This window comes from Trinickia terrae (assembly GCF_005144415.1).
Classification (GTDB): Bacteria; Pseudomonadota; Gammaproteobacteria; order Burkholderiales; family Burkholderiaceae; genus Trinickia_A; species Trinickia_A terrae.
The window spans coordinates 486,136-510,240 of record NZ_SWJE01000008.1; the positions used below are offsets into that span (position 1 = coordinate 486,136).

The 24,105-nt window shown below is 64.7% G+C and carries 22 protein-coding genes; 10 read left to right on the forward strand and 12 right to left on the reverse strand.

The window, feature by feature from the left end; all coding sequences use genetic code 11:
* Nucleotides 1-2 precede the first annotated feature (2 nt).
* The 4 genes from FAZ69_RS17295 to FAZ69_RS17310 all read left to right on the forward strand — a co-directional run bounded on the left by FAZ69_RS17295 (nt 3) and on the right by FAZ69_RS17310 (nt 5,993).
* Entirely contained in the window at nt 3-1,865 is a 1,863-nt protein-coding gene (locus FAZ69_RS17295; protein ID WP_136896271.1) for a TRAP transporter large permease, read from the forward strand.
* 117 nt (nt 1,866-1,982) lie between these two features.
* A complete protein-coding gene (gene tkt, locus FAZ69_RS17300) occupies nt 1,983-3,962 on the forward strand; it encodes a transketolase (protein ID WP_136896272.1) in 1,980 nt (659 codons plus the stop codon).
* Between the two features lie 42 nt (nt 3,963-4,004).
* On the forward strand, nt 4,005-4,970 hold the full coding sequence (locus tag FAZ69_RS17305; protein ID WP_136896273.1) for a D-2-hydroxyacid dehydrogenase: 966 nt from the start codon (nt 4,005-4,007) through the stop codon (nt 4,968-4,970).
* Between the two features lie 186 nt (nt 4,971-5,156).
* A complete protein-coding gene (locus FAZ69_RS17310; protein WP_136896274.1) occupies nt 5,157-5,993 on the forward strand; it encodes a c-type cytochrome in 837 nt (278 codons plus the stop codon).
* A gap of 34 nt (nt 5,994-6,027) precedes the next feature.
* On the opposite strand, the gene FAZ69_RS17315 is transcribed toward FAZ69_RS17310, so the two are convergent.
* The 6 genes from FAZ69_RS17315 to pcaH all read right to left on the reverse strand — a co-directional run bounded on the left by FAZ69_RS17315 (nt 6,028) and on the right by pcaH (nt 12,567).
* Nucleotides 6,028-6,954 (reverse strand): LysR substrate-binding domain-containing protein, encoded by a 927-nt coding sequence (locus tag FAZ69_RS17315; RefSeq protein WP_169708676.1) that lies wholly within the window; start codon nt 6,952-6,954, stop codon nt 6,028-6,030.
* A 139-nt stretch (nt 6,955-7,093) separates the two neighbouring features.
* Entirely contained in the window at nt 7,094-7,930 is an 837-nt protein-coding gene (locus FAZ69_RS17320; RefSeq protein WP_136896356.1) for a transporter substrate-binding domain-containing protein, read from the reverse strand.
* Between the two features lie 97 nt (nt 7,931-8,027).
* The gene (hutH, locus tag FAZ69_RS17325) at nt 8,028-9,590 is read right to left on the reverse strand and encodes a histidine ammonia-lyase (protein WP_369407751.1); all 1,563 of its coding nucleotides are present in this window, start codon (nt 9,588-9,590) and stop codon (nt 8,028-8,030) included.
* A gap of 421 nt (nt 9,591-10,011) precedes the next feature.
* A complete protein-coding gene (locus FAZ69_RS17330; protein ID WP_136896277.1) occupies nt 10,012-10,887 on the reverse strand; it encodes a LysR family transcriptional regulator in 876 nt (291 codons plus the stop codon).
* Between the two features lie 375 nt (nt 10,888-11,262).
* Nucleotides 11,263-11,856, reverse strand: coding sequence for a protocatechuate 3,4-dioxygenase subunit alpha (gene pcaG, locus FAZ69_RS17335; protein WP_136896278.1), 594 nt, complete (start codon nt 11,854-11,856; stop codon nt 11,263-11,265).
* 3 nt (nt 11,857-11,859) lie between these two features.
* Nucleotides 11,860-12,567, reverse strand: a complete 708-nt coding sequence (gene pcaH / locus FAZ69_RS17340) for a protocatechuate 3,4-dioxygenase subunit beta (RefSeq protein WP_136896279.1) — start codon at nt 12,565-12,567, stop codon at nt 11,860-11,862.
* 146 nt (nt 12,568-12,713) lie between these two features.
* On the opposite strand from pcaH, the gene pcaQ reads away from it, so the two are divergent.
* Both pcaQ and FAZ69_RS17350 read left to right on the forward strand, forming a co-directional pair.
* Nucleotides 12,714-13,715 carry a pca operon transcription factor PcaQ gene (pcaQ, locus tag FAZ69_RS17345; protein ID WP_136896280.1) on the forward strand — a complete coding sequence of 334 codons (1,002 nt, stop codon included), beginning with the start codon at nt 12,714-12,716 and terminating at the stop codon, nt 13,713-13,715.
* 92 nt (nt 13,716-13,807) lie between these two features.
* A complete protein-coding gene (locus tag FAZ69_RS17350) occupies nt 13,808-16,669 on the forward strand; it encodes an EAL domain-containing protein (RefSeq protein WP_136896281.1) in 2,862 nt (953 codons plus the stop codon).
* 28 nt (nt 16,670-16,697) lie between these two features.
* On the opposite strand, the gene FAZ69_RS17355 is transcribed toward FAZ69_RS17350, so the two are convergent.
* The 3 genes from FAZ69_RS17355 to FAZ69_RS17365 all read right to left on the reverse strand — a co-directional run bounded on the left by FAZ69_RS17355 (nt 16,698) and on the right by FAZ69_RS17365 (nt 19,071).
* Nucleotides 16,698-17,408, reverse strand: coding sequence for a DUF899 family protein (locus tag FAZ69_RS17355; protein ID WP_136896282.1), 711 nt, complete (start codon nt 17,406-17,408; stop codon nt 16,698-16,700).
* Between the two features lie 47 nt (nt 17,409-17,455).
* Nucleotides 17,456-18,115, reverse strand: coding sequence for a glutathione S-transferase family protein (locus tag FAZ69_RS17360; RefSeq protein WP_136896283.1), 660 nt, complete (start codon nt 18,113-18,115; stop codon nt 17,456-17,458).
* Between the two features lie 113 nt (nt 18,116-18,228).
* Nucleotides 18,229-19,071 carry a sigma-70 family RNA polymerase sigma factor gene (locus FAZ69_RS17365; protein ID WP_240702284.1) on the reverse strand — a complete coding sequence of 281 codons (843 nt, stop codon included), beginning with the start codon at nt 19,069-19,071 and terminating at the stop codon, nt 18,229-18,231.
* Between the two features lie 244 nt (nt 19,072-19,315).
* On the opposite strand from FAZ69_RS17365, the gene FAZ69_RS17370 reads away from it, so the two are divergent.
* Together FAZ69_RS17370 and FAZ69_RS17375 are read left to right on the forward strand one after the other, a co-directional pair.
* A complete protein-coding gene (locus FAZ69_RS17370) occupies nt 19,316-19,630 on the forward strand; it encodes a hypothetical protein (protein WP_136896285.1) in 315 nt (104 codons plus the stop codon).
* A 21-nt stretch (nt 19,631-19,651) separates the two neighbouring features.
* Complete coding sequence (locus FAZ69_RS17375) at nt 19,652-19,837, forward strand: type 2 periplasmic-binding domain-containing protein (protein ID WP_136896286.1); 186 nt, start codon at nt 19,652-19,654, stop codon at nt 19,835-19,837.
* A 6-nt stretch (nt 19,838-19,843) separates the two neighbouring features.
* On the opposite strand, the gene FAZ69_RS17380 is transcribed toward FAZ69_RS17375, so the two are convergent.
* Nucleotides 19,844-20,572 carry a response regulator gene (locus FAZ69_RS17380; protein WP_136896287.1) on the reverse strand — a complete coding sequence of 243 codons (729 nt, stop codon included), beginning with the start codon at nt 20,570-20,572 and terminating at the stop codon, nt 19,844-19,846.
* 431 nt (nt 20,573-21,003) lie between these two features.
* Between FAZ69_RS17380 and FAZ69_RS17385 the strand changes: the two genes are divergently transcribed.
* Nucleotides 21,004-21,918 carry a prohibitin family protein gene (locus tag FAZ69_RS17385; RefSeq protein ID WP_136896288.1) on the forward strand — a complete coding sequence of 305 codons (915 nt, stop codon included), beginning with the start codon at nt 21,004-21,006 and terminating at the stop codon, nt 21,916-21,918.
* 26 nt (nt 21,919-21,944) lie between these two features.
* Nucleotides 21,945-22,211: a hypothetical protein gene (locus tag FAZ69_RS17390; protein ID WP_136896289.1), complete on the forward strand. Its 267-nt coding sequence runs from the start codon at nt 21,945-21,947 to the stop codon at nt 22,209-22,211.
* Here the strand turns inward: FAZ69_RS17390 and FAZ69_RS17395 are convergent.
* Both FAZ69_RS17395 and FAZ69_RS17400 read right to left on the reverse strand, forming a co-directional pair.
* Entirely contained in the window at nt 22,208-23,176 is a 969-nt protein-coding gene (locus tag FAZ69_RS17395) for an amidohydrolase family protein (protein WP_136896290.1), read from the reverse strand. The genes FAZ69_RS17390 and FAZ69_RS17395 overlap by 4 nt on opposite strands.
* A complete protein-coding gene (locus FAZ69_RS17400) occupies nt 23,154-24,101 on the reverse strand; it encodes a YncE family protein (RefSeq protein WP_136896291.1) in 948 nt (315 codons plus the stop codon). Before FAZ69_RS17400 ends, FAZ69_RS17395 begins: the two co-directional genes overlap by 23 nt.
* Nucleotides 24,102-24,105: the final 4 nt, after the last annotated feature.

The window sequence follows — 24,105 nt, forward strand, 5'->3', positions numbered from 1 at the left end:
CCATGATCACGCTCTCTTACCCGCATCATTCGCCGCGGCGCTTCGCATGCGCGCTCGACGCGGCGCTCGGGCCGCTCATCGAGATTCCGGCCGCGCTGCTCGTGGTCGCGGAGATCGTCGTGCTGCTGGCCGGCGTGACGAGCCGCTACGTGTTGCGCTCGCCGCTCGTGTGGTCCGACGAGCTCGCCGAGATCCTGTTCCTGTGGCTCGCGATGTTGGGCGCCGTGGTGGCGCTGCGCCGCGGCGAGCACATGCGGATGACGGCCGTGGTGGGCATGTGTTCGCCCGGCGTGCGCGCGTTTCTCGACATGGTCGCGATCGCCGCGCCGCTCGCGTTCCTTGCGCTCGTCATGTGGCCGGCCGTGCAGTTCGCGCAGGACGCGGCGATCGTCACCACGCCGGCGCTGAGCCTGTCCGATTCCTGGCGCGCGGCGGCGTTCCCGGTGGGCTCGGGGCTCATGCTGCTGGTGACGGTGGTGCGGCTCATCCGCGAGGCCAACTGGCGTCTCGTGGCCGCCGCGCTGGCCGCCGTCTTCGCGATCGGCTGCGCGTTCGTCGCGCTCGGGCCGGTGCTCGCCGATCTCGGCAACTACAACCTGCTGATCTTCTTCGTCGGGCTCGTCGCGCTCGGCGTGCTGTCCGGCGTGCCGATCGCATTCTCGTTCGCGCTCGCCACCTTCGGCTATCTCGCGCTCACGACGAGCACGCCGATGACGGTTGTCGTTGGACGCATGGACGAGGGGATGTCGCACCTGATCCTGCTTTCCGTGCCGCTGTTCGTGTTCCTCGGCCAGCTGATCGAGATGACCGGCATGGCCGCCGCGATGATCGCGTTTCTCGCGAGCCTGCTCGGACACGTGCGCGGCGGGCTGTCGTATGTGCTCGTCGGCGCGATGTACCTGGTGTCGGGGATCTCGGGCTCGAAGGCCGCGGACATGGCGGCGGTCGCTCCCGTGCTGTTCCCCGAGATGCAGGCGCGCGGCGCGAAACCGGGCGAGCTCGTGGCGCTTCTCGCCGCCACAGGCGCGCAGACCGAGACGATTCCGCCGAGCCTCGTCCTCATCACGCTCGGCTCGGTGACGGGCGCCTCGATCTCGGCGCTCTTCACGGGAGGCATGCTGCCCGGCATCGTGCTCGCGGTGACGCTGTGCGCGCTCGTGTTCTGGCGCAACCGCCGCGAAGATCTCTCGCACGTGAAGCGCGCGAGCCGCGCGGAGATCTTTCGCAAGCTGCTCGTCGCGCTGCCCGCGCTCGCGTTGCCGTTCGTGATCCGCGCTGCGGTGGTTCGCGGGATCGCGACGGCCACCGAGGTCTCGACGATCGGCATCGTCTACGCCGTGCTCGCGGGCCTGCTGTTCTACCGGCGCTTCGAATGGGCGCGACTGAAGCCGATGCTGATCGAGACGGCGTCGCTCTCGGGCGCGATCCTGCTCATCATCGGCGCGGCGACGGGCATGGCCTGGGCGCTCACGCAGTCGGGCTTCTCGGGCGAGCTGGCGCAGACGCTCGCGGGCCTGCCGGGCGGAGCCGTGACCTTCATGGCGGCGTCGATCGTGGTGTTCATCGTGCTCGGCAGCGTGCTCGAAGGGATTCCCGCGATCGTGCTGTTCGGGCCGCTGATGTTCCCGATCGCGAAGCAGCTCGGCATCAGCGACATCCACTACGCGATGGTCGTGATCCTCTCGATGGGCGTCGGCCTCTTCGCGCCGCCGTTCGGCGTCGGCTACTACTCGGCCTGCGCCGTGAGCCGTGTCCATCCCGATCAAGGCATGAAGCCGATCGGCGGCTACATCGTCGCGCTCGTCATCGGGCTCGTCGTGGTGGCCGCGGTGCCCTGGATCTCGACGGGCTTTCTGCATCAGTAACCCCTCCGGCGTGCTTGGCTGCGGCGTTTGCTTTTGCCGCAGCAGCACGCGACGTTTCCGCCAAACCTTGTCATTGCCGCCGCTTCATCGGAAGCGGCGCGGAAGGAGCTTTTTGCCATGCCTACGCTAGACGCCCAGCCGCTCGCGAACGCCATCCGCTTCCTGTCGATCGACGCAATCCTGCGCGCGGGCGAAGGGCACCAGGGCGTGCCGCTCGGCATGGCCGAGATCGCCACTGCACTGTTCACGCGCCACCTCAAATTCAACCCGGCCGATCCCACGTGGCCCGACCGCGACCGCTTCGTGCTCTCGAACGGACACGGCTCGATGCTGCTGTATTCGCTGCTGTACCTGACGGGCTATGCGCGCATCGGCCTCGACCAGATCAAGACGTTCCGCGAGTTCGGCTCGCATTGCGCGGGGCATCCCGAGTACGACCCGGCATGCGGCATCGAAGTGACGACGGGCCCCTTGGGGCAGGGGATCGCGAACGCATTCGGGATGGCCGTGGCCGAGGCGTTTCTCAACGCGAAGTTCGGCAGCGGCCTCGTCGACCATTACACGTATTCGTTCGTCGGCGACGGGTGCCTTCAGGAGGGCATCGGTCAAGAGATGATCTCGCTCGCGGGCCATTTGCGCTTGGGCAAGCTGATCCTCTGCTGGGACGACAACCGTATCACCGACGACGGCAGCACCGACCTCTCGATCAGCGAGGACGTGCGCGAGCGTTTCCGCGTCGCGGGCTGGCACGTGATCGACGTCGACGGTCACGACATCGACGCGGTCTCCGCCGCGCTCGAACTGGCGCGCAAGGACCCGCGCCCGTCGATGCTCGCGTGCCGCTCGATCATCGGCCGCGGCATCGCGCGGCTGCAAGGGCAGCGCGGCGGCCATAGCGGCAAGCTGTTCGACGCGGACGCCGAAGCGGCGCGCAAGCTGCTCGGCTGGCCGCACAAGCCGTTTGAAGTGCCCGAGGAAATCTTGTCGGCATGGCGCAGCGCCGGGCAGCGCAGCGATGCCGAGTATCGAGCATGGCAAGCGCGTGTGGCGGCGCTGCCTTCGGAAGAGCGTGCCGAATTCGAGCGCATTCAAGCAGGCCGCCTGCCCGACGGCTGGCGCGAAGTGCTGGAGACGTATCGGCGGCGCGCAGCGGATCACGCCGAAGCGCAGCAGGGCATCATGGTCTCCGGCGAGATCAACGGCCTGCTCGCGCCCGTGCTGCCCGAGCGCATGGTCGGCTGCGCGGACCTCGAAGCGCCGACGAGCCACAAGCGCAGCCTGCACGCATTCACCGCCGAGGACCGCGGCGGTGCCTACGTCCATTGCGGCGTGCGCGAGCACGTGATGGGCGCGATGGCGAACGGCATGGCCGCGCACGGGGGCGTGTTCGCAACCTGTGTGACTTACTTGGCGTTCTCGGACTACGAGCGGCCCGCGATGCGGATGGCCGCGCTGATGGGCCTGCCCGTCAAGTTCGTGTTCAGCCACGATTCGATCGGCCTCGGCAGGAACGGGCCGACGCACCAGCCCGTCGAGATTCTGGCATCGCTGCGCGCGATGCCGAACATGCATGTGATGCGTCCGGCCGATGCGGTCGAGGCGGCGGAATGCTGGGAAGTCGCGCTCGAGCGCAGGAGCGGGCCGAGCACGATGGTGTTCGCGCGCCAGGCGCTGCCGCCGGTGCGGCGCACGCATGTCGGCGGCAACCTCTCGCGACGAGGCGCCTACGTGCTCGCCGAAGCCGAAGGCGGCAAGCGTCAGGTCACCTTGCTGGCGACCGGCTCCGAAGTGGCGATCGCGCTCGCGGCCCGCGCGCGCTTGCGAGCGGAGGGCGTGGCGACGGCGGTGGTCTCGATGCCGTGCTGGGAGCTTTTCGACGAGCAAAGCGCGGACTATCGCGCCGCCGTGCTCGGCTTAGGCACCGTGCGCGTTGCGGTGGAAGCGGCGATGCGCTTCGGCTGGGACCGCTACCTCGGCGAGAACGGCGGCTTCGTCGGTATGGAAAGTTTCGGCGCATCGGGTCCTGCCGAGGTGCTGTTCGAGCATTTCGGCATTACGGCGAGCCGCGTCGTCGAAGAAGCCCGCCGCCGCTTGTGAGTCTCATGCAGCAAATCGAACCCAACCCAAGGAACACCCGAGATGGAAAAGATCGTCTTTCTGGACCGCGCCACGCTTGCGCCGCAGATCCGCTTGCGCGCGCCGCGCTTCGAGCATGAGCTTGTCGAGCACGAGAAGACCGCCGCGGACGAAGTGACGGAGCGGCTCACCGACGCCACGATCGCGATTACGAACAAAGTGCCGCTCACGCAGGAGGTGCTGTACCGGCTGCCGAACCTCAAGCTCATCGCCGTCGCCGCGACCGGCACCGATTGCATCGACAAGGCCGCGTGCCAGCGGCGCGGCATCGCGGTGTCGAACATCCGCGGCTACGCGCTCAACACGGTGCCCGAGCACACGTTCGCGCTGATGCTGGCGCTGCGCCGCAATCTCGTCGCCTATCGCAACGACGTGCTCGCGGGCGTCTGGCAGAAGTCGGGACAGTTCTGCTTCTTCGATCATCCGATCCACGATCTCGGCGGCGCGCGGCTCGGCATCATCGGCGAGGGCGTGCTCGGCCAGCGCGTCGCCGAAATCGGCAAGGCGTTCGGCATGCTGCCGATGTTCGCCGCGCACAAGGGCAAGCAAGACATGGGGCCGCTTTACACGCCCTGGCCGGAGGTGCTGGCGACGAGCGACGTCATCAGCATCCACAGCCCGCTCACGCTGGAGACGCGCAACATGCTGGCCATGCCCGAGTTCCGCGCGATGAAGCGCAAGCCGCTCATCATCAACACCGCGCGCGGCGGACTCGTCGACGAAGGCGCGCTCGTGCGGGCGTTGGACGAGGGGCTGATCAGCGGCGCGGGCTTCGACGTCGCCGACGGCGAGCCACCGCATCCGGACAGCCCGCTCATGCGGATCGCGGGGCGGCCGAACGTGATCCTGACGCCGCATGTCGCGTGGGCTTCGGACGAGGCGCAGCAGGCGCTCGCGGATCAACTGATGGGCAACATCGAGAACTTCGTCGATGGCAAGCCGACGAATCTGGTGCAGAGCGCGTATTGACGAGGTGACGCGAAATAAATAGAGGGCTGGCGCTTCATGCATTCGGTAGCTCGCGCGCACGGCACATGCGAGCTACTGGCCGTTCTCCGCAACTGAGATAATCCGTGCTTCGTGCCGGACCGGTTGGCGTCTGATTTCCTGGCGGCTTCGGCGATTCTGTCGCGGACGGACCATGAAGGAGAGCGAATGTTGAAGCGCGCGTGGTTTGCGGTTTTGCTGCTGACGGTTGGCATGATCGGGCATTGTGCGGCAGCGCGGTCCACTATCGAACTCACGACAGGCGGCAAGACCCGCTCGTTTACCCCGCAGGCATTGCTGGCGCGTCCGGATGCGGCCGAGATCCACGTGCCGCGCGACATCGCCTACGGCACGCCGATGACCTTTCGCGCCGTGCCGCTGGCCGACCTGCTCGACGAAGCGGATCTGCCTGCGGACAGCGTGCTCGAAGCACGCGCGACCGACGGCTTCGCCGCGCAGCTGCCGATGGACCTCGTGCGCAACCGCAATCCTGAGGCCGCCGTTGCGTGGCTTGCGGTCGAGGACCCGGCGCAACCGTGGCCGAAGCTGAAGGGCAAGCCGGTCAGTGCAGGGCCGTTCTATCTGGTCTGGGTCGGCAAGGAAGCGGCGTCCGTGCGCAGCGAGCAGTGGCCTTACCAGATCGCGCATCTCGCGACGCAACCGTCCCCGTCCGCGCGATGGCCGGCGCTCGGCGTCGATCCGGCGCTGCCGGCAACCGATCCGATCCGCGCGGGGCAAACCCTGTTCGTCACGCAATGCCTCGCCTGCCATCGGCTGAACCACGCAGGTAGCGCGGCAGCCGGCCCGGACCTCAATGTGCCGATGAATCCGACCGAGTACTTTCAGCCCGCGGCGTTGCATCGCTATATTCGCAATCCGGCGTCGGTTCGGGATTGGCCCGGGCGGACCATGCCGGGCTTCCCGCCGGATCAGTTGAGCGACCGGGAGATCGATCTGATCGCGGCGTATCTGGCGCATATGGCGCAACGGAAGGTTGGGAGATGAGGAATGACCACCCCCTCCTGCAGGTGAAGGCAGGTCAGCCGAACATGGCTGTTATGTCGCGTCCCGTCTGCTCGGCTTCCTCGATTAGCCAGTCGAGAAATTGCCTGGCTGCAGGGGAGTCCGCTACAGATTGCTTCCAGCAAATAAAGTATGGGAATGGCATGGGCAGGGCGACCTTGAATGGCAGGACAAGATCGCGTCGCTTGATGCTGTCGATGGCGAAGAAGCCCTGTCCCAGCGAAATGCCTCTCCCCCTGATTGCCGAATCGATCGCCATGCCGGAAACGGAGTAAGTGAGTGGCGCCAACACCTCGGGTAAAGGGACTCCAACCGCATGAAACCAGTTTCTCCATGTTGGAGGTGACATCTTTCCCCATCCCCATTCAACGTGAATGAGCGGGTAGCGCAAGATATCCGCCGGTTGCGAAAGCGACTCTTCCGATCGCACCAGCGAGGGTGCGCATACGGGTGCGACTCTATCGGTAAAGACGATGTGATAAGGCGTTCCATCATCCGGAGGGGGCCCGTAAGTCAGCCGGATGTCGGCACTTCTCGCGCCGATATTGGTTTCGTGATCGACGACCTCGACATGAACCTGCACGTGGGGGCAAATGGCGTGCCACTTGTCCAATCTGGAGGCAAGCCAGTGGGTCGCAACCGACGGAAATGTCATCAGGGTGAGCCGGCGGCCCGTCTGCGCCTTGAGCGCAGCCTGGGCGTCATGGAAGCACTCGAATCCCCGGGAAATGTGCGAATGGTACAGCTCGCCGAGTGGCGTCGGTCGCAGGCCGGTATTCTCCCGGTCAAAAAGCGTGACCCCGAGAAAGTCTTCAAGGACGCGAATCTGCTGACTAATCGCCCCGGGCGTAACGTGAAGCGCCTCTGCGGCGGCCACGACGCCGCCGTAACGAATGACAGCATCGAATATCTGCAAGGCTCGAAGAGGAGGAAGGCGATTCATGTCGTTGACCTGGGGGCCGCCGGCATGGCGCCTCGGATGCACTGGCGGCGGGTACGCGACATCGAAGGTGCGGTTGGAACACATGCCGCCCGGCAGTTCGACCGTCGCGAAGCCAGTCTAGCAAAGACTGGCGCGTGATTTACGGTTGCACATCAGCCTTGAACCACTTTTCCGATAGCCGCTTGACGGTACCGTCTGCAAGGGCTTCCGCGATGGCCGTGTCAAATTTCGCTTTCAGATCCGTATCCTGTTTGCGAAATCCAAGACCTTCTCCCGGCCCCCAGATCGCGCCGCCGATCGCCGGTCCGGTGATCCGGATTCGGGCGGTGTCCTTGTTGTCGGCAATTCCGGCGTAGTAGGTTACGTCGTCGAATGCCATGTCGATGCGCCCATTGACCAAGTCGAGGTCACGTTCGGCCGAGGTCTTGTAGAGGCGTACGGAAGCGATGTCCTTGAAGTTGTCGGTGATGAACTTGGTGTAGACCGTGCCGGATTGAATACCGATCGTCTTTCCTCTCAGCTGATCGCGCAGCGGGGCGATCGTGGGTCTGTCGGTCTCGGGGGCGCCTGTCAGCTTAAGGAAAGCGGTTTTTCCGGCCGTATTCGTCAATCCATGCCCATCTACCGACGCAAACGCAGCCGGCGTAGCGGCGTAGGGCTTGGAGAAGGCAATGACCTTTTCGCGATCCGGTGTGATGGCAAGCGCGTCCATCACGACATCGAATTTGCCGGCCTGCAGGCCGGTAATCAGTCCGTCGAAGTCCTGGGCGACCGTCTCGCACCGCAGGTTGATGCGTTGGCACAGATTGTCGAGTAATTCCGGCTCGAATCCGGAAATTTTTCCGCTCGGCAACGTCAGGTTCCACGGAGCGTAACTTCCTTCCAGTGCGACCTTGACGGACTTCCATTCCTTCGCTTGAGCACCGTTGCCCGTCAATGCCAGTGTGCTGAGAATCGTGACGAAAGAGACCTTCAAAGCATTTGCGAAAACCGTTTTCACACCACACCTCCATATCGTTGAATCGAACGCCCTTGAGTCAGGAATCGTTGAAGCGTTGCCGGCGGTATCGGCTTCAGCCGTGCAACGCGCCCGCGATGTTCTCGACGATGTTCAGCAAGTCGCCCTGTTCGACGAGCTTGTGCACTTCCACCATGTCCGGATAGAAGAAACGGTCGCCTTCCGCGGTCGGGGCCACTTGCCGAATTCGCGAATAGACCGCCGCCGTTGCCGGCGACGCGTCGGCGGGATCGAAGAAGTCGAGCGCCTGGGCGGCGGTGAGCAACTCGATCGCCAGGACGTGCTGCAATTTCCGGGACGTGGCGTAGGCCTTCCGCGCGGCGTGATAGGCGAAGCTCACCGGGTCTTCCTGGTTGCCGCTCGTCGGTACGCTGTCGACGCTCGCGGGTTGAGCGAGATTGCGCATCTCGCCCAGCAATCCGGCCGCCGTGTACTGAATGATCATGTAGCCGCTGTTCAGCCCCGGATCTTTTGCAAGGAACGCCGGCAGTTCGCTGAAATACGGGTTGACGAGCCGATCGGTTCGGCGCTCGGAGATCTTCGCGAGCGTCGTCATGGCGATACAGAGGAGGTCGCAGGCAATGCCGACGAACGTGCCGTCGAAGTTGGCGCCGGAAATCGCAGTGCCGTCGTCGCCGTCCGGGTAGATGACGGGATTGTCGCCGCACGATCCCACCTCGTCGAGAATCGCGTCGCGTGCGTCATCGATCGCCCGCTTGGACGCCCCGTGCACCTGAGCAATGCCGCGAAGGCTGTAGGTGTCCTGCAGTCTGTAGTCGGCAAAGCGATCGCAGAGCGCGCTGCCTGCCAGCAGCCGCCGGATGTTGTCGGCGGTGTTGCGCTGATGGACGTGCTTCTTGACCGAGTGGTACCGGGCATCCAACGAGCGTGTGGTTGCCTTGAGCGGCTGCAGGGACATCGATGCCGCAACGTCGGCAATCTTCGAAAGCTCGATCGCGTTGTAAAGCGAGAGCATGCCGATCGCGGTCACCGACGTGGTGCCGTTGGTGAGCGCAAGCCCCTCCTTGCATCGCAGCGAGTGCGGCTCTAGCCCCGCGCGCTCCAATGCTTCTGCGCCGCTCATGCGCTCACCGCGGTAATAAGCCTCTCCTTCGCCGATCAGCACGAGAGCCATATGCGCCTCGGGCGCGAGATAGCCGACCGATCCGTCGCCCGGCGCGAATGGCGTGATGCCGTTATTCAACAGGCCGGCGATTTGCTGCAGCAATTCGATGCTTACGCCGGAATAGCCCTTGCCGAGGCTGATCAGCATCATGAGGAGCGTGGCGCGAACAATTTCGCGAGGCAGCGGCTCGCCGACCGAGACGGCATGGGAGCGCACGATATTTCGCTGAAGCTGTTCCGCGTCGTTCGGGCTGATGACACGAGTCGAATTCGCGCCAAAGCCGGACGTCACGCCATAGACAAGCCGATTCTCGCTGAGAAAAAGATCGACCAGGCGGTGCGAGTTCAACACGCGTTCGCGATAGGCGGGCGAAAATGAAATCTGTGCGTCGTGCCTGGCTACGGCTATGAATTGCTCGATCGAAATCTCGGGTTCCCCGAGTTGAACTGCGAAGATCTTATTTGGCCTCGTTTGCATGTGCGCCGATGGCATTTTGAATTTCCTCCGTTGAAAGCATGAAATCAAACGAGCGGCGGTACCGGTTTTAAAGCCGAGCGCGCGCTGTAGATCATTGCTGTTCAGAGTAGCGTCGGCTACCTTGGGGCACAAACTATTTGATTTGAGGCCGGAGTTTAGTTTTTCTAAAACACGACTCCTCGGTGATTTAAATTTGCTTGCATGGGTGAATGCTTTTTATACGCCTCAATAAAGTGATGTGCGTGGATTTTGGAAGGGGTAGTAATATTCGATATTTTAAATTTTTGCCTATGGAAATCCATTTTTATCTTGCATGTTTGTATAGCCTCTTATATGGCGAAGAGGAAAATTGGGGGTAAGGCGGATGGGGCTGCTGCACGCGCTCTGGCAGTCTTGGTGGGAATGAAGAACCAACGGTCGACGCCAAAAAGCCGAATCAGCCCTCTTTCAATGCAGCGCGCACGAACGCCACAAACTGCGCCGTAACCGGATTCCGTTGCGCTCCCGTCCATACGAGCCCGACGCGCCACTTCGCATGCTTCCCGCGAAGCGGCAAGACGGCAGCATCCCGAAGCAGATGTTCCGCCTGCGAGGGAATGAACGCGACACCGGCTCCGGCAGCAACCGACGCCAACACCGACTGCACATCGTCAGCCTGTTGCGTCACGTTGGGCACGAAGCCGTGTTCACGGCACCAACCGTCGATTTGAGCGGCGAGCCCCGGTCCGCGCGCGCGCCGCAAGGCCACGAAACCGATTTCGTTCAGTTTGCCGAAGTCCGCGGGAAGGCGCACGCGCGCGAGGTTCGGCGGTAGCGCCAGCGCCAGCTTTTCGTCGATCACGCCGAGCGACGAGAGGCCGCTGGCCGCGGGCATCCGCATGAAGCCCGCATCCAGCTTGCCCGCCAGAAGGCGGCGGGTTTGCTCGGAGGAAGACAGATCGCTCAATGAGACGGCAATGCCCGGATATTGCTGACGGAAGCGGGCAATGATTTGTGGCGCGAACGTCAGCACGGACAGGCAGATGCCGATCCGCAAATGGCCGCGTCTGCCGCCGCTGGCCTCCCGTGCACGCGCGAGAATTTCGTCCGCGTCGTAGACGAGCGCCTGCGCATCGGGCAGGAACATCTCCCCGAACCGCGTAAGCGCCGCGCCGTGCCGGCCCCGTTCGAACAGCTTCCCACCCAGGCTCGCCTCGAGCGCGCCGATCTGCTTGCTCAACGCGGGCTGGCTCATGTGCAGTGCGTCGGCCGCGCGCCCGAAATGACGCAGCTCGACAACCGTCAAGAATGTCTTCAGTAGCTTGATTTCCATTCCGTGCCGTTATCGTATCGATCGAATCATTCATTTTACTAATCGATGATCGGAGCGTTCAATACGGGCATGTTCTTCGGCACGCGACTCCCCCATGTCCTCCAGAAGCGCTATAGATCAGCCCCGCCGAGCAGGCCACGGAGATGCCGCTGGTGGCAGCCCCGAGCCTGCGCCGGATCCTGTCGCCGGACGAGAGCCCCGCCCTCGTCGTCCACGCTTTGCCGCCACGGCATCCTCATCAGAGGATGCGCGCGTGCGGACAGGCGCGATCGCGGTGAGCTTCGCCGTCGTTTCCCGCAAGCACTGGCCGTAAAAAAACGGGCCGGCATCGAGCCGGCCCTGACAACTTTTCGCTTGCGTGCGGTGCGCGAGACCTTACACGTCGAAGAACACCGTCTCGCCTTCGCCCTGCATGCGGATGTCGAAGCGATACACGGTCTTGCCCGCCTGCTGATCGCGCTTGGCGATCAAGGTTGCGCGGCGCGCCGCGGGCACGGCTTCGAGCACCGGGTCCGTGGCGTTCGCCGCGGCTTCATCCTCGAAGTAGAGGCGCGTGAACGCATGCAGCAGCATGCCGCGCATCAGCACCGTCACGTTCACGTGCGGGGCGCTGCCGTCGGCGGTCTTGCCCGGCTTGACCGTCTCGATCACGAAGCGATGCTGCGCATCGGTGCCCGTGCCCACGCGGCCGAAGCCCCGGAAACCCGTGGCCGCGATCTCGTCGCGCGACGCCGGATACCGCCCGGAGCCATCTGCTTGCGTCACTTCGATCAGCGCATCGGTGACGGGATTGCCTTCGCCGTCGAACACCTGCCCGATGATCGTGATGTGCTCGCCCGGCGTTTCGGGTCCGGCGAGCACCGGCGTGAACAGGCTCTTCAGATCGAAGTTGTATTGCTGCGGGACGAGGCCGTAAGCGAAGTACGGCCCGACCGTTTGCGATGGGGTTTGCTTGAGTGTCTGGGTCATGGCTTAGCGCTCCATCGGCGTTTCGTTGCGGCCGCGCAGCACGATGTCGAACTCGTAGGCGAGCGCGTAGCTGTCTTCGGTGCGGTCGATCGAGAAGCGCGAGATCAGGCGGTCGCGCGCTTGGCTTGGCGTGCCCTGGAAAATCGGGTCGTAGGCGAGCAGCGGGTCGCCCGGGAAATACATCTGCGTGACGAGCCGCGAGCCGAAGTATTCGCCGAACAGCGAGAAGTGGATGTGCTGCGGGCGCCAGGCGTTCGGATGGTTGCCCCACGGGTAGGCGCCGGGCTTGATCGTCAGGAAGCGGTAGCGGCCTTCGTTGTCGGTGATCGTGCGGCCCGCGCCGAGGAAGTTCGGGTCGAGCGGCGCGTCGTGCTGGTCGACCTTGTGGACATAGCGCCCGGCGGCGTTCGCCTGCCAGATCTCCACGAGCGTGTTGCGCACCGGACGGCCGCCTTCGTCGAGCACGCGGCCCTCGACGATGATGCGCTCGCCGAGCGGCTCGCCGTTCTTCACGGCGTTGCGCGTGAGGTCGTTGTCGAGCTTGCCGAGGTCGTCGGCGCCGTAGACGGGCGCGTGCTGGTCACGCAGCTTCTCCTTGAGCGGAATCAGCGGCAGCGTCGGGCCGCGCTTGACCGAGGAGCGGTAGGGCGGGTGGATGTAGGCCGGATGCGACGGGAAATCGCGGTCGGTCAGGATGATGGGACTTTCCATCGGGATGTCTCCTTCACATTGTGGGGTGTTGGGAGGCCGCCGGTGCGGTGTTTTGCCACTGCGGCGCGGCGTCGTGTACAGGACTTTATATAAAGCGGAAAGTTATGCAAAATGACCTTTTTTCGTGATTCGTATAACGGTTCGTTATGCAACGTCATCTCGCGGACAGCCGCGTCAAATTCCGCCATCTCCAGTGCTTCCTGGCCGTCGCGCAGTTCGGCGGCGTGCAGAAGGCGGCTCAGAGCCTGTCGATCACTCAGCCGGCCGTGTCGAAGACGGTCGCTGAGCTCGAGGAGATCCTCGGCGTGAAGCTCTTCGAGCGCGGCCGCCACGGCGCGGCGATCACGCGCGAGGGGCAGCTTTTCGTGCCGCACGCGAGCGCCTGCGTGAGCGCGCTGCGCCTGGGCGTCGACCTGCTCGCGCGCGAGGGCGGCGGCGCGCCGGCTTCGCTCGAAGTCGGGATGCTGCCGACCGTCGCGCCCGCCCTCGTGCCGCCGGTGCTCTCGCGCTTCGCCAAGGACTGGCCGCAGGTGGTCGTGCGGCTCGTCACGTCGTCGAATGTGGAGCTGCTCGAGCGGCTGAAAGCCGGGACGATCGAGTTCGCGATCGGCCGGCTGGCGGACCCGGAGAAGATGATCGGCTTGAATTTCGAACAGCTGTTCAACGAGCCGCTGGCCGTCGTGGTCCGTGCGGGGCATCCGCTGGCGGCCGGTGCGGGACCGCTTGCTGCGTTGCCGGCCGCGTTCGGCGAGCGGTTTCCCGTCGTGCTGCCGCCGTTCGGCACGCTGATCCGGCAGTCCGCGGAAAGCCTGCTGACGATGAGCGGCGTGGCGCCGCTGGCGTCGTTTGTCGAGGTGCTGTCGGTGTCGGTGGGGCGCGCGCTGGCGCTGGAAAACGACGCGGTCTGGTTCGTGCCGCTGTCGGCGGTCGAGCGCGATCTCGACGGCGGCGCGCTGATCCGTCTGCCGCTGCCCTATGCGGGGACCGAAGAGCCGGTGGGGCTCATCAGGCGCACCGATTCGGAGCCGTCGCCGGTCGCGCGCACGCTGATCGAGGCGGTGCGCGCGGTGGCGCGGCAGCGGCTCGAGGGGCAGGCGGCGCAAGGGAAACGCAAGCCCCGCCGCTCCGCTACCCCTCCGCGTTCATAACGGGAAACCCCTAATCAAGTCCCCCGCCGCTGCGTCGTAATCCCGTTTACGCCTCTCACCAAACAGTCGTCGATAAAGGCGCTCGAACAGCCATGAGACTGAGAGATCCAGGGTCGACCAGCAGCGAAACCCGCGCCGCAGGCGCGCGGCGCACTGCCGCCGCGCTCGTTCCGCTATGGCTCGTCGCCATCGTGATCACGGTGTTCGCCTCGCTCTCCATCGCGGTGATGTCGATTTTCCTGGCCTACGTGGCGGGCGAGAGCAATTGGTCCAAGGGCCAGAAGGATGCCGTGCATGCGCTCGAGCGCTTCGCGAGCACCGGCGCCGAAGCGGACTATCAGGAGTTCCAGGCGCACCTCGCCGTGCCGCTCGCCGACCGTGCCGCCAAGCTCGAAATGAACAAGGCGAGCCCGGATCACGATGTCATCGTGAACGCGTTCCTCAACGGGAAGATCGCGCTGGAAGACATCGACGGCATGATCTGGCTCTATCGCAACTTCAGGAACACGCCGTGGTTCCACCGCGCGGCCGGCTACTGGGATGTCGGCGATATTTATCTGTTGAGGCTCGACGAGATCGGCCGTCAGCTTCACGCGCTGGTAAAAGCAGGAAAAGCCACCGATAAGGCCGCGTTCCGGCTCGTTTCCGAGCTGCGGAGCATCGACGACCATCTCGCCCCCATCGAAGACGGCTTCTCGCGCTCGCTCGACGAAGTCGCCGATCAAACGCGCGACGCGCTGATCCTCACGCTCACCACGTCGGCGCTCCTCCTGCTCGGCGTCTTCACGACGTTCATCTGGCGTTCGTTCTCGCGCGGCGAGCGGCTGAACGCGCAGTTGCGGCAGAGCGAGGAGCGCCTGAACCTCGGCTTCGAAGGGATCAACGCGGGGCTGTGGGACTGGGATGTCGAACGCGATCTCATCTATTACTCTCGCTGGCTCTACGCGCAGCTTGGCTACAGCGCCGCGGACCTGTCCATCCATTCGTCGGCCTTCACCTCGCTCGTGCATCCCGAGGACCGCGAACGCGTGCAGCAGGCGATGCGCGACCATCTGGTGAGGGACGCGGTCTACGACGTCGAGTACCGCGTCAAGATGGGCAAGGGCGACTACATGTGGTGCCGCTCGCGCGGCAAGGCCATTCGCAACGAGGAAGGCCGGGCGGTGCGGATGGTGGGGTGTCTCTTCGACGTCTCCGATCGCAGGCGCGCCGAGGCCGACGCCCAAAGCGAGCGGGAGCTCGCCGAGGTCACGCTGGCGTCGATCGGCGATGCGGTCGTCAGGACCGACGACCAGGGTCGCGTCACCTATTGCAACCAGGTCGCCGAACGCATGCTCGGCCGCACCGCGGCGGACATGTGGATGAAGACGTTCGACTCGGTCTGCGTGCTTTTCGACGGCGCGACGGGCGAGCGCAACCCGACCGGCATCGACTATCTGCGGCAGCAGGAAGACGCGCCCGATACCGGGTTGCCGCGCAATCTCTGCATCGTCCGTCCCGACGGCCAGCGGCTCGCGGTCGACTACTCGGTGGCGACGATGCGCGACGCCGAAGGCAACGCGCTGGGCACGGTGATGGTGCTGCACGACGTCAGCGCCGAGCGCAAGCACGCCGCCGAGCTCGCGTATCAGGCGACGCACGACGAGCTGACCGATCTCCTCAATCGCCGCGAGTTCGAGCGGCGGCTCGCCCGCTTGCTCGAACCGTCGTGCTCGGGTGGCCATGCCGAGCATGCGGTGATGTTCCTCGATCTCGACCAGTTCAAGGTCGTCAACGACACCTGCGGGCATGCGGCGGGCGACGAGCTCATCAAGCACGTCGCGGCGACGCTGCGCTCGTGCCTGCGTTCGAGCGACATCCTCGCGCGCCTCGGCGGCGACGAGTTCGGCATCGTGCTGCCGCACTGCATGATCGCGAACGCGCTGCAGATCGCGGACACGCTGCGCCAGGCCGTCGCGAACATTCATCTGCCGTGGACGGAGCGCGTGCTGACGACGGGCGTGAGCATCGGCGTGGTGGGGGTCGGGGCGAACCTGACGTCGTCGAAGGAAGTGATGAAGGCGGCCGACGTTGCCTGCTATATGGCGAAGGAGAAGGGCCGCAATCGCGTGCATCACTTCCGTTTCGACGACCAGGAATTGTCGGCGACGCACACGCAGATGGAGTGGGTCTCGCGCGTCAAGGCGGCGCTCGATCAGGATCGCTTCTGTCTCTACGCGCAAAGGATCGTGCCTTTGCCGCGCGGCGGGCCGGGCCGCGCAAAACGCGGCATGCACGTCGAGCTGCTGCTGCGCATGAAGGACGAGACGGGCGCCATCGTGCCGCCGTCGTTCTTCATCGGCGCGGCCGAACGCTTCAACCTGATGCCGGCGATCGACCGCTGGGTCATCGCGCGCGCATTCTCCGCGATCGCCGCCGGCAAGGACGAGGTCGATACGTGGTCGATCAATCTGTCGGGCGCGTCGCTTGGCGACGAGCGTCTGCTCGACTACATCGTTCAAGCGCAGAAACGGCACGGCATCTCGTTCGGCAAGGTGTGCTTCGAGATCACCGAGACCGCCGCGATCACGAACCTGCAGAAGGGCGTGGCGCTGATCGGCAGCCTGCGCGAGCTGGGGTGCCGCTTCGCGCTCGACGATTTCGGCGCGGGCATGTCGTCGTTCAATTACCTGAAGCACCTGAACGTCGATTACCTGAAGATCGACGGCAGCTTCATTCGCGGCATCGTCAACAGCGCGCTCGATCGCGCGATCGTGCAGTCGATCAATCAAGTCGCCCACGCGACGGGCAAGCAGACGATCGCGGAGTTCGTCGAGAACGACGCGATCATCGAGTGCCTGAGCGAGATGGACGTCGACTATGCGCAGGGGTATGGCATCGGCATGCCGGAACCGCTCGTGTTGCCCGGGCGGGTTCCTGCGCCTCAGGACGTGCTCGTCGACGAGACGGATTGATGCGCGGCCCCCGCGCGGCGAGAGAGCTTCATTCCGGATAGTCGAGTTTCGGATACCAGTCCGTGCCGCGGCCTTCGGGCGTCATGTCGAGCACAGTCCAGAGCGGCATCAGGTCAGGCGCGCCGCGGGGGTCCTGGCCGGGGTCCGCCGTTTCGAAACCCATCTCCCCGCTCCAGAAGTGACGGATCGTGCCGTCGCGCCGCGTGAAGACGTTGAGCGCCGGATCGTCGCCGCCGTCCTTGGTGATGGCGTGATAGTCGCGGCTGTAGCGGCCGTTGACGTCGGAGTACAGCTTGAGGTCGCGCCATCCGCGTTCCTTCTTGAAGGCGGCGAGCTTCTCGATCGGCGAGCGCGCCACCACGGCGAGCGCAATGCGCTGGCCGATGTCGCGCGCCTCGCCATTCCATGCGGAGAGGAGCGACGTGCACATCGGACACGGACGCTCGCGCTGCGGGCCGAACATGTAGCTGTAGACGACGAGTGTCGCTTTGTCGCCGAACAGGCCGGCGAAATCGAGCGGGCCGTGTTCGCCCTGGAAGCGGTAGTCGCCCGTCACCGCGCCGCCCGGCGGCAGCGCGCGGCGCATCTCGGCGACGCGCTCGATATGGCGGCGCAGTTCGATCTCTGCGGCGAGCAGCGCATTGCGCGCGTGGCGGTACTCGTTGCTTTCGTTAGGGAGCGTCATGCGGTTGCGCTTGACGAGTTCGGCGGCGGGGATAAGGGTTGAAGCGGATGTCATCGTCTGGCTCCTATACGGTCGAAGATGAAGCGACGTCGATCAGAGGCTCAATCGCGATCGGGCGCGCCAAGCGGAAACCACGGGCGAAACGGACGGGCTTCGTCGACGGCGCGTGCGAACGACGGCCGTTTCAAGAGCCGCTGCCGGTACGCGATGACATGCGTGAACGCGGCGTCGATGCGATGCGTCCAGTCCGCGTAGAACAGCGACGGCGCGGCGGCGCAATCGGCGAGGCTGAAGCGCTCGCCGGCGGCCCATTCGCGCCCGGCCATGGTTTTGTCGAGCCATGCATAGGCGGTGTCGAGCATCGCGCGCGCGTCGGCGCAGCCGCGCGCGTCGCGCTCGGCCTCCGGGCGCAGGGCGTCGAACACGATCTTTTGCTGCGACGTCGAAACGTAGTTGTCGAAGAAGCGGTCCATCAGGCGGACTTCGAGCGCCGCGCGCGGATCGGCGGGCAGCAGCGAAACGGGCCCGGGATAGTGCAAGGCGAGATATTCGATGATGATGGTCGACTCCTGGATCGTCCGGCCTTCGTCGACGAGCACGGGGAAGCGCTTGATCGGCCACAGCGCCGCGAACTCCTCCATGATTTGCGGGTTGTCGGGCGAGAGCTGTCTCCATTCGAACGGCGTGCCGTTTTCGTAGAGCGCGATCAGGACCTTTTGGCAGTATGCGGAAAACGGGTGGGCGTAGAGCTTGAGCGTCATGACGGGGCACCTCTGAGTGGTCGGTTGGGCTGCTTTATCCAACGACGAACGAGCGCGCGGGAAATCGACACATCGCGCCCAGGATTTTTCAAGGCTTTCGTTCTGATTTCACTTCATACGCTTTGCACGGCGAGACTGTCCATCACATAGGGCGCGTAGCGGAAATCGCGGATGGCGGCGAGGCGGTCTTCCGCCCAGTCGAGCAGGATCACGTAGGCGACATCGGCCGTGGACACGCCCGGATCGCTCGCGAGCAGCACGAGACGTCCCTCCGCCTGACCGAGCCTGACCCGGCAAGCGGGGTTTTGTTCGTAGCGCGTGAAGTAGACCGATACGTCTTTTCGTCCGGCAAGACGCACCCGGTTGACGAGATCGAGCCGCACTTCCGCGGAGAGCATGTCGCGCAGCGCATCGAAGTCGCGCGCGTTGAAGTGTCCGGCGTAGGCATTCAGGCGTTCGCGATCTTCCCCGGTAAGGGTCGGCCGGGCGTCGTCCGGCGCGGCGGCGAGTTCCTGCAGCCGAGCGCGGCCGCGATGCAGCGCCGATTTCACGGCGGCAAGGCTGACGCCGAGCATCTCCGCCGTTTCCGCCAGCGAGTAGCCAAGGACATCCGCGAGCACGACGGTCGAGCGCTGGATCGTCGACAGATGCAGGAAGTTCGCGAGGCTCGCCGCCGCCGCGACCCGCTCGTCGGCCTGCGCGCCGTGATCGGGCAGATTCGACAGCACGTCGTCGCCGGATTCGGCGTAGCCCTGCCGCTTGCGGCGGCGCAGGGCGTCGAGCGCGGCGTTGTGGGCGATGCGCAGCAGCCAGCTTTCCGGATGCTGGATCTCGCCGGCGGCGGGAAAGGCCTGGATCGCGTTGGCGAGCGCATCCTGAACCACGTCCTCCCCGTCGAAGGCCGAGCCGACCATGCGCGTGCAGTAGCGGTGCAGCCGCGGGCGCAGGTCGCTCATCAAGCGTGCCAATCCATCGGAATCCACGGCGGAAGTCTCCTTGTCGTCTGTCGATCGGAGTTGGCGCTTCAGCGCCAACTCCGATCCCATGCAAAGCGGTCGAACCAATGCCGGTAGACGTTTCCGGCAGCGAAAAGGATTCGCCCATAAAAAAATAAATTTACCCGGAATCCTTTGACGCGTTCGCATCGTCTTTCGCGGTATCGACACCCCCCGGTGCCGGTACCATCGAATGGAGAACGTCATGCAACGCGTAACTTTTGTCCGCTATGCGGTGAAGCCGGAATGCGCCGCCGAGAACGAGGCGCTTTCGCGCACCGTGTTCGCCGAGCTGCGGGAGGCGAAGCCCGAGAACGTCGTCTATGCGCTGTTCAGGAGCGGCCTCGAGTTTGTCCATGTCTTCGTGAACCTGACCGGGGACGATTCCGCGGTCCTGACAGAGCTGCCGAGCTTCAAGGCTTATGCCAAGGACGTCTCGGCGCGTTGTGAGACGGAGCCGGAGGTGACGCGGTTGGGTGTCGAGCTTCTCGAGTCGTATGGGTTCAACACAAAGCGCTGACGGCAATTCGCGCCGCCGCGCATGTTCGTGCGCGAACTGCAGACGGGGCTCCTGGCTTGCCCGTTCGAGACATCGGTGAAGACGGGCAGCTATTGGCTCACTTGGCTGAAATCGCGGCGCGTGACACCGGCGATGCAACTGTTCCGCGACTGGGCTCTCGATGAGGCGGCGCGCGAAGCCGCCGGCCAAAGCGATGGCGTCTCGTGATGGGATTCAATGCGGCTTCGCGATCCGATCGCCGTCCGGCACGAACACATAGCCACGGCTGCGCACGGTCTGAATGAAGCGCGGCGAGGACGGATTGGTCTCCAGCACGCGGCGCAGGCGCCAGACCTGCACGTCGATGCCGCGATCGGTGCCGTCGTATTGCGGACCGTGCAGCAATTCCAGCAGCCGCTCTCGCGTAAGCGTGCGCATCGGGTGATTGACGAAAATCTTCAACAGCGCGAAATCGCTGCCCGATAGCGCGAGCGTTTCGCCGTCCAGCATCAGCGTGCGCGCCTGGAAATCGAGCGTGAAGCGGCCGAACGAATAGGGCTCGCGCAGCTCCGGCGCGGCGGCGATCGCCGATGCCGCACCGCGCCGCCGCAGGATCGCTCGCACGCGCGCGAGCAGCTCGCGCGGGTTGAACGGCTTGCCGAGGTAGTCGTCGGCGCCCATTTCGAGGCCGATGATGCGGTCGATGTCGTCGGTGCGCGCGGTCAGCATGATCACCGGAATGTCGTCGCCGGCGGCGCGCAGCTTGCCGAGCGCGGTCAGGCCGTCGCCGTCGGGCATCAACTGGTCGAGGACGATCAGGTCGGGGCGCTCGAGCTCCAGGCGGTGTGTGAGCGTGTTGGCGCCATGCAGCACGGAGACATCGATTCCTTCGCGGCGGAGAAAGTCGCTCAGCAGTTCGCGAAGTTCGAAGTCGTCGTCGACGACGAGGATTTGAGTGGTCATGACATGAAAATGAACGCGCAGGGGACGGGTTCGTTAAGCGGACGGCCGTATTGGCTTACAGCGCTGTCAGCAAAGGGCGGTTTGCCTGACTCTTGAACGGAGCAGAGGGGGAAACCCGTCGCGACGGGGTGATATTTTTGGGGTATGTTGGATTGGCGGTCGTACCGTTCACGTGCTTACGTGCTTGCAACGAGCCATCGTTGCGGACCGCCGCATCCGTACGAGGTAGAACATGGGCAAAGCGAAACTGACTGCTCAACTGCCGACGGTCGACATCGAGATCACCCGGCTCGAACTCCCGGAACAGAACGCGGAAGCGATGACCATCCAGATCACCGCGACGTAGCAAAATCGAAAAGCAGTCGTAACGCGCTTCGTGTAAGTCTTAACGATTCCGGCGAAGCGTAGAGGTGGACACAACGGAAAAGCCGATGGGCTGGCTCAGAGCGGGCACAATGGAACTTTCTTTTTGTTCAACAACGATTCGTAGCCGTTTCCAATACCTCAAAATAGAGAAAACAATAATGAACATACAAGTGAAGGTACAAAACAAGCCTCGAATTGCTGGCATCGCCATTGCCGTTTTTCTGGTTTTCACACTCATCACCGGCGGGTTCGTGACCGTCGGCCCAGGCCAACGCGGTGTGCTCATGACTTGGGGGGCCGTTCGGTCTGGCGTACTCGATCCTGGCTTGCACCTCAAGATCCCATTTGCACAGTCGGTCGCGAGGATGGATGTTCAGGTGCAGAATTCCCAAGCTGCGGAAACTGCCGCCAGTCTTGATCTGCAAGACGTGACGACGACCGTGGCCACGAATTGGCACATCCTGCCTCCCGACGCCGAGTGGGTCTATCAACATATCGGCAACGAAGCGGCCTTGGTGGACAAGATCATCAAGCCCGCAATCAGTAACTCGGTGAAAGCCGTTACTGCACACTACAACGCCGAGGATTTGATTACGCACCGCGACCAGGTGCGGGGGGAGATCGAGGCGCAGATCACCAGCGAACTCAAGCCATACCGGCTCGTGGTCGATTCGGTCAACATCACTGATTTCCACTTCAGCGCGGAATACGCGCGAGCGATCGAGCAGAAACAGGTCGCTCAGCAGCGTGCCCAACAGGCGCAATACGAACTTCAGCAGGCAAAGGTCGTTGCCGAGCAGAAGATTGTCGAGGCGCATGCGCAGGCGGAAGCGCAAAAGCTGCTGCAGGAGACGATAACGCCCGAGATCATTCAGCAACAGGCTGTCGCCAAGTGGGACGGCCATTTGCCTGAGGTGATAGGGACGGGTGGCGTCCTGCCGCTGCTTGGCAACCTTGGCGCCGGAAAGCTGGCGCGATAGGAAAGCAAGGTGGATCTCGACATCGTGTGGGACACCATCGAAAACGCTCTGCCGGTCATGCGTCGCGCATCGGCTCGCGTCTCTTTGTCGATCCGGTGGACTGGTACAAGCGTCCCGCCGCCGCCCCGCTCTTGCCGCGGCTCGCGCAGGCGGTGTGGGACGAAAAGCGGATCTCGATCGATTACGAGGGCTGGGCCGCGAGCGGCAAGCGCGCGCTGGAGCCCGCCGAGCTGCGCGAGCGGCTAAGGCAGGTCGCCGAGCAGATCGCCGCGTTGAACGCGCCGGCGGGTTAACCGCTGCGCGCCTCGATGCGGTACACGCGCATCGCGTTGTCGTGCCACACGGCGCGAGCCGCGATGTCGTCGAGGCCGGCAAGCGCCTCGGCGAACAGCCGGATCAACGCCGGATAGGCTACCCGCAGCCCCGCCACCGGGAAATTGCTCGCGAACATGCAACGCTGCCAGCCGAAGATCGCAAGCGCATCGCGGATGATGCGCGTGTTCCGGGCGTCGTCCCATGCGCTGTCGCGCAGCCCGAACTCGGAGAGCTTGACGAACACGCGCGGGTTTTCCGCCAGCGCCGCCATCCCTCGCCGCCATTGGGCCAGACCTTGTTCCGAACGATCCCACGGCAGCCCTGCGTGCTCGAGCACGACTGTCACGCCCGGCGCGTTGCAAAGCAGCGCCGCCGCCTCTTCGAGATGCCAGAACGGCACGCGCAGATCCCATGCCAGCCCATGCGAAGCGAGCCGCGCCAGCGCATCGCCCCACCGCGGATCGCGCAAGGTGCCGGGGCCGTCCGGCAGCGATTCGCCGGCGCGCGCGGCCGTGCGCGGCTTGAAGCGGATGCCGCGCACGAGCGGCCAGGCGGCCTGCTCGGCAAGTTGCTCGGACGCGTCGCCGGCCAGCAGATCGGCCCACGCCACGACGGCCGACGGCAGGCTGTGCCGAGCTGCGACGGCATGCAGCCACTCGGTCTCCGCGAGCGCCTGCGAGCGCGCGCATTCCGCCTCGATATGAACGCTGGCGACGACAGGCACGCCACGCGCTGCGCGCCGATAGTCGGGAACGCCGAAATCCGCGCACAGCGGCGCGTACGGACCGAGCATGAAACGCTCGGGATCATAGTCGTCCTGCAGCCACGGATAGCGGATTCCCGACGACGACAGCAGCCACAGATGATGATGCGCATCGACGACCGCCTCGGGCATCCTTGGCTCGTCCGGCACTGCGCGATCAGCCCGGATTGGCGAGCACATACGAGGCATCCGGCTCGCGCAGCGTGCGCAGTTCGCTGACGAATTTCAGGCTGTCGAGATCGAGCTCGCGCACGAAGTCGTCCTGGAACGACACGAACGCCGAGCGCCTCGCCGGATGGAACGACAGCGCGGTCGGATTGGCCGGCAGCGCGACGCGTTCGACCTCTTCGAGATGCGCGGCATCGAACACCGATATCGATTGCTCCCCCGAGTTCGTGAGCAGCAGCAGGTCGCGGCCGTCGACGGATTGGGTACGGTAGATCCGGTTCGGGTCGCTGCGGGTCTTCACGCGGCGTCCGCAGGCCATCGTGGCCGTATCGATCGCAACGAGCGTGTCGTCGCCGCGATTGGCGACGTAGAGCGTGCGCTCGTCGCTCGACAGCGCGTTGCCCTCGGGGCGCGGCCCCGGCATCACCGCGAGCGCAGGCACGGTCGCGTCGCGCGGATGGAACTTCGTCACCGTATTCGACAGCAGGTGCACGCCGTACGCGGTGCGCGCGTCGCGCGTGAGCGTCACGAGATGGGTCTTGATGCCGCCCGACGGGATGGCCATGTTCGGCACGTCCTGCCGCGTCGGGTGATCGAACACGAGCAGCAGGTTGTCCGCCTCGCTCATCGCATAGAGCCGGCCTTCGGCATCGGTCGCCATGCCGTGCGGCCGGTAGTAGGGCCACAGATCGAGCGTGCGTGCATGCGTGCGTTCGTGCAGGTCGATCACCGCGATCCGGTGGTCGCCCTGGTGCCCGCGCGACCACGCGGTCTCGATGCCGAAAATGCCGACATAGGCAAAGCGGCGGTGCGCATCCACCGCGAACTCGTGCGGGAAGTTCGGCAGCACGATGTGCGCGAGCGCGGCCTTCGATTCCAGATCGTAGAAGCTGAAGGTATGCGCGCACTTCTGCACGAGCAGCAGGATGTCGTTCATGAGC

What these genes read in the sequence shown, in the direction of transcription:
- FAZ69_RS17365 (WP_240702284.1), bottom strand. Translation starts at nt 19,071, where the DNA reads ATGAGCGACCTGCGCCCGCGGCTGCACCGCTACTGCACGCGCATGGTC.
- FAZ69_RS17380 (WP_136896287.1), bottom strand. Translation starts at nt 20,572, where the DNA reads ATGACCACTCAAATCCTCGTCGTCGACGACGACTTCGAACTTCGCGAA.
- FAZ69_RS17310 (WP_136896274.1), top strand. Translation starts at nt 5,157, where the DNA reads ATGTTGAAGCGCGCGTGGTTTGCGGTTTTGCTGCTGACGGTTGGCATG.
- FAZ69_RS17375 (WP_136896286.1), top strand. Translation starts at nt 19,652, where the DNA reads ATGTTCGTGCGCGAACTGCAGACGGGGCTCCTGGCTTGCCCGTTCGAG.
- pcaH (WP_136896279.1), bottom strand. Translation starts at nt 12,567, where the DNA reads ATGGAAAGTCCCATCATCCTGACCGACCGCGATTTCCCGTCGCATCCG.
- FAZ69_RS17355 (WP_136896282.1), bottom strand. Translation starts at nt 17,408, where the DNA reads ATGACATCCGCTTCAACCCTTATCCCCGCCGCCGAACTCGTCAAGCGC.
- FAZ69_RS17395 (WP_136896290.1), bottom strand. Translation starts at nt 23,176, where the DNA reads ATGTGCTCGCCAATCCGGGCTGATCGCGCAGTGCCGGACGAGCCAAGG.
- FAZ69_RS17315 (WP_169708676.1), bottom strand. Translation starts at nt 6,954, where the DNA reads ATGAATCGCCTTCCTCCTCTTCGAGCCTTGCAGATATTCGATGCTGTC.
- FAZ69_RS17400 (WP_136896291.1), bottom strand. Translation starts at nt 24,101, where the DNA reads ATGAACGACATCCTGCTGCTCGTGCAGAAGTGCGCGCATACCTTCAGC.
- FAZ69_RS17385 (WP_136896288.1), top strand. Translation starts at nt 21,004, where the DNA reads ATGGGCTGGCTCAGAGCGGGCACAATGGAACTTTCTTTTTGTTCAACA.
- FAZ69_RS17360 (WP_136896283.1), bottom strand. Translation starts at nt 18,115, where the DNA reads ATGACGCTCAAGCTCTACGCCCACCCGTTTTCCGCATACTGCCAAAAG.
- tkt (WP_136896272.1), top strand. Translation starts at nt 1,983, where the DNA reads ATGCCTACGCTAGACGCCCAGCCGCTCGCGAACGCCATCCGCTTCCTG.
- FAZ69_RS17330 (WP_136896277.1), bottom strand. Translation starts at nt 10,887, where the DNA reads ATGGAAATCAAGCTACTGAAGACATTCTTGACGGTTGTCGAGCTGCGT.
- hutH (WP_369407751.1), bottom strand. Translation starts at nt 9,590, where the DNA reads ATGCCATCGGCGCACATGCAAACGAGGCCAAATAAGATCTTCGCAGTT.
- FAZ69_RS17370 (WP_136896285.1), top strand. Translation starts at nt 19,316, where the DNA reads ATGCAACGCGTAACTTTTGTCCGCTATGCGGTGAAGCCGGAATGCGCC.
- FAZ69_RS17295 (WP_136896271.1), top strand. Translation starts at nt 3, where the DNA reads ATGATCACGCTCTCTTACCCGCATCATTCGCCGCGGCGCTTCGCATGC.
- FAZ69_RS17305 (WP_136896273.1), top strand. Translation starts at nt 4,005, where the DNA reads ATGGAAAAGATCGTCTTTCTGGACCGCGCCACGCTTGCGCCGCAGATC.
- FAZ69_RS17350 (WP_136896281.1), top strand. Translation starts at nt 13,808, where the DNA reads ATGAGACTGAGAGATCCAGGGTCGACCAGCAGCGAAACCCGCGCCGCA.
- pcaQ (WP_136896280.1), top strand. Translation starts at nt 12,714, where the DNA reads ATGCAACGTCATCTCGCGGACAGCCGCGTCAAATTCCGCCATCTCCAG.
- pcaG (WP_136896278.1), bottom strand. Translation starts at nt 11,856, where the DNA reads ATGACCCAGACACTCAAGCAAACCCCATCGCAAACGGTCGGGCCGTAC.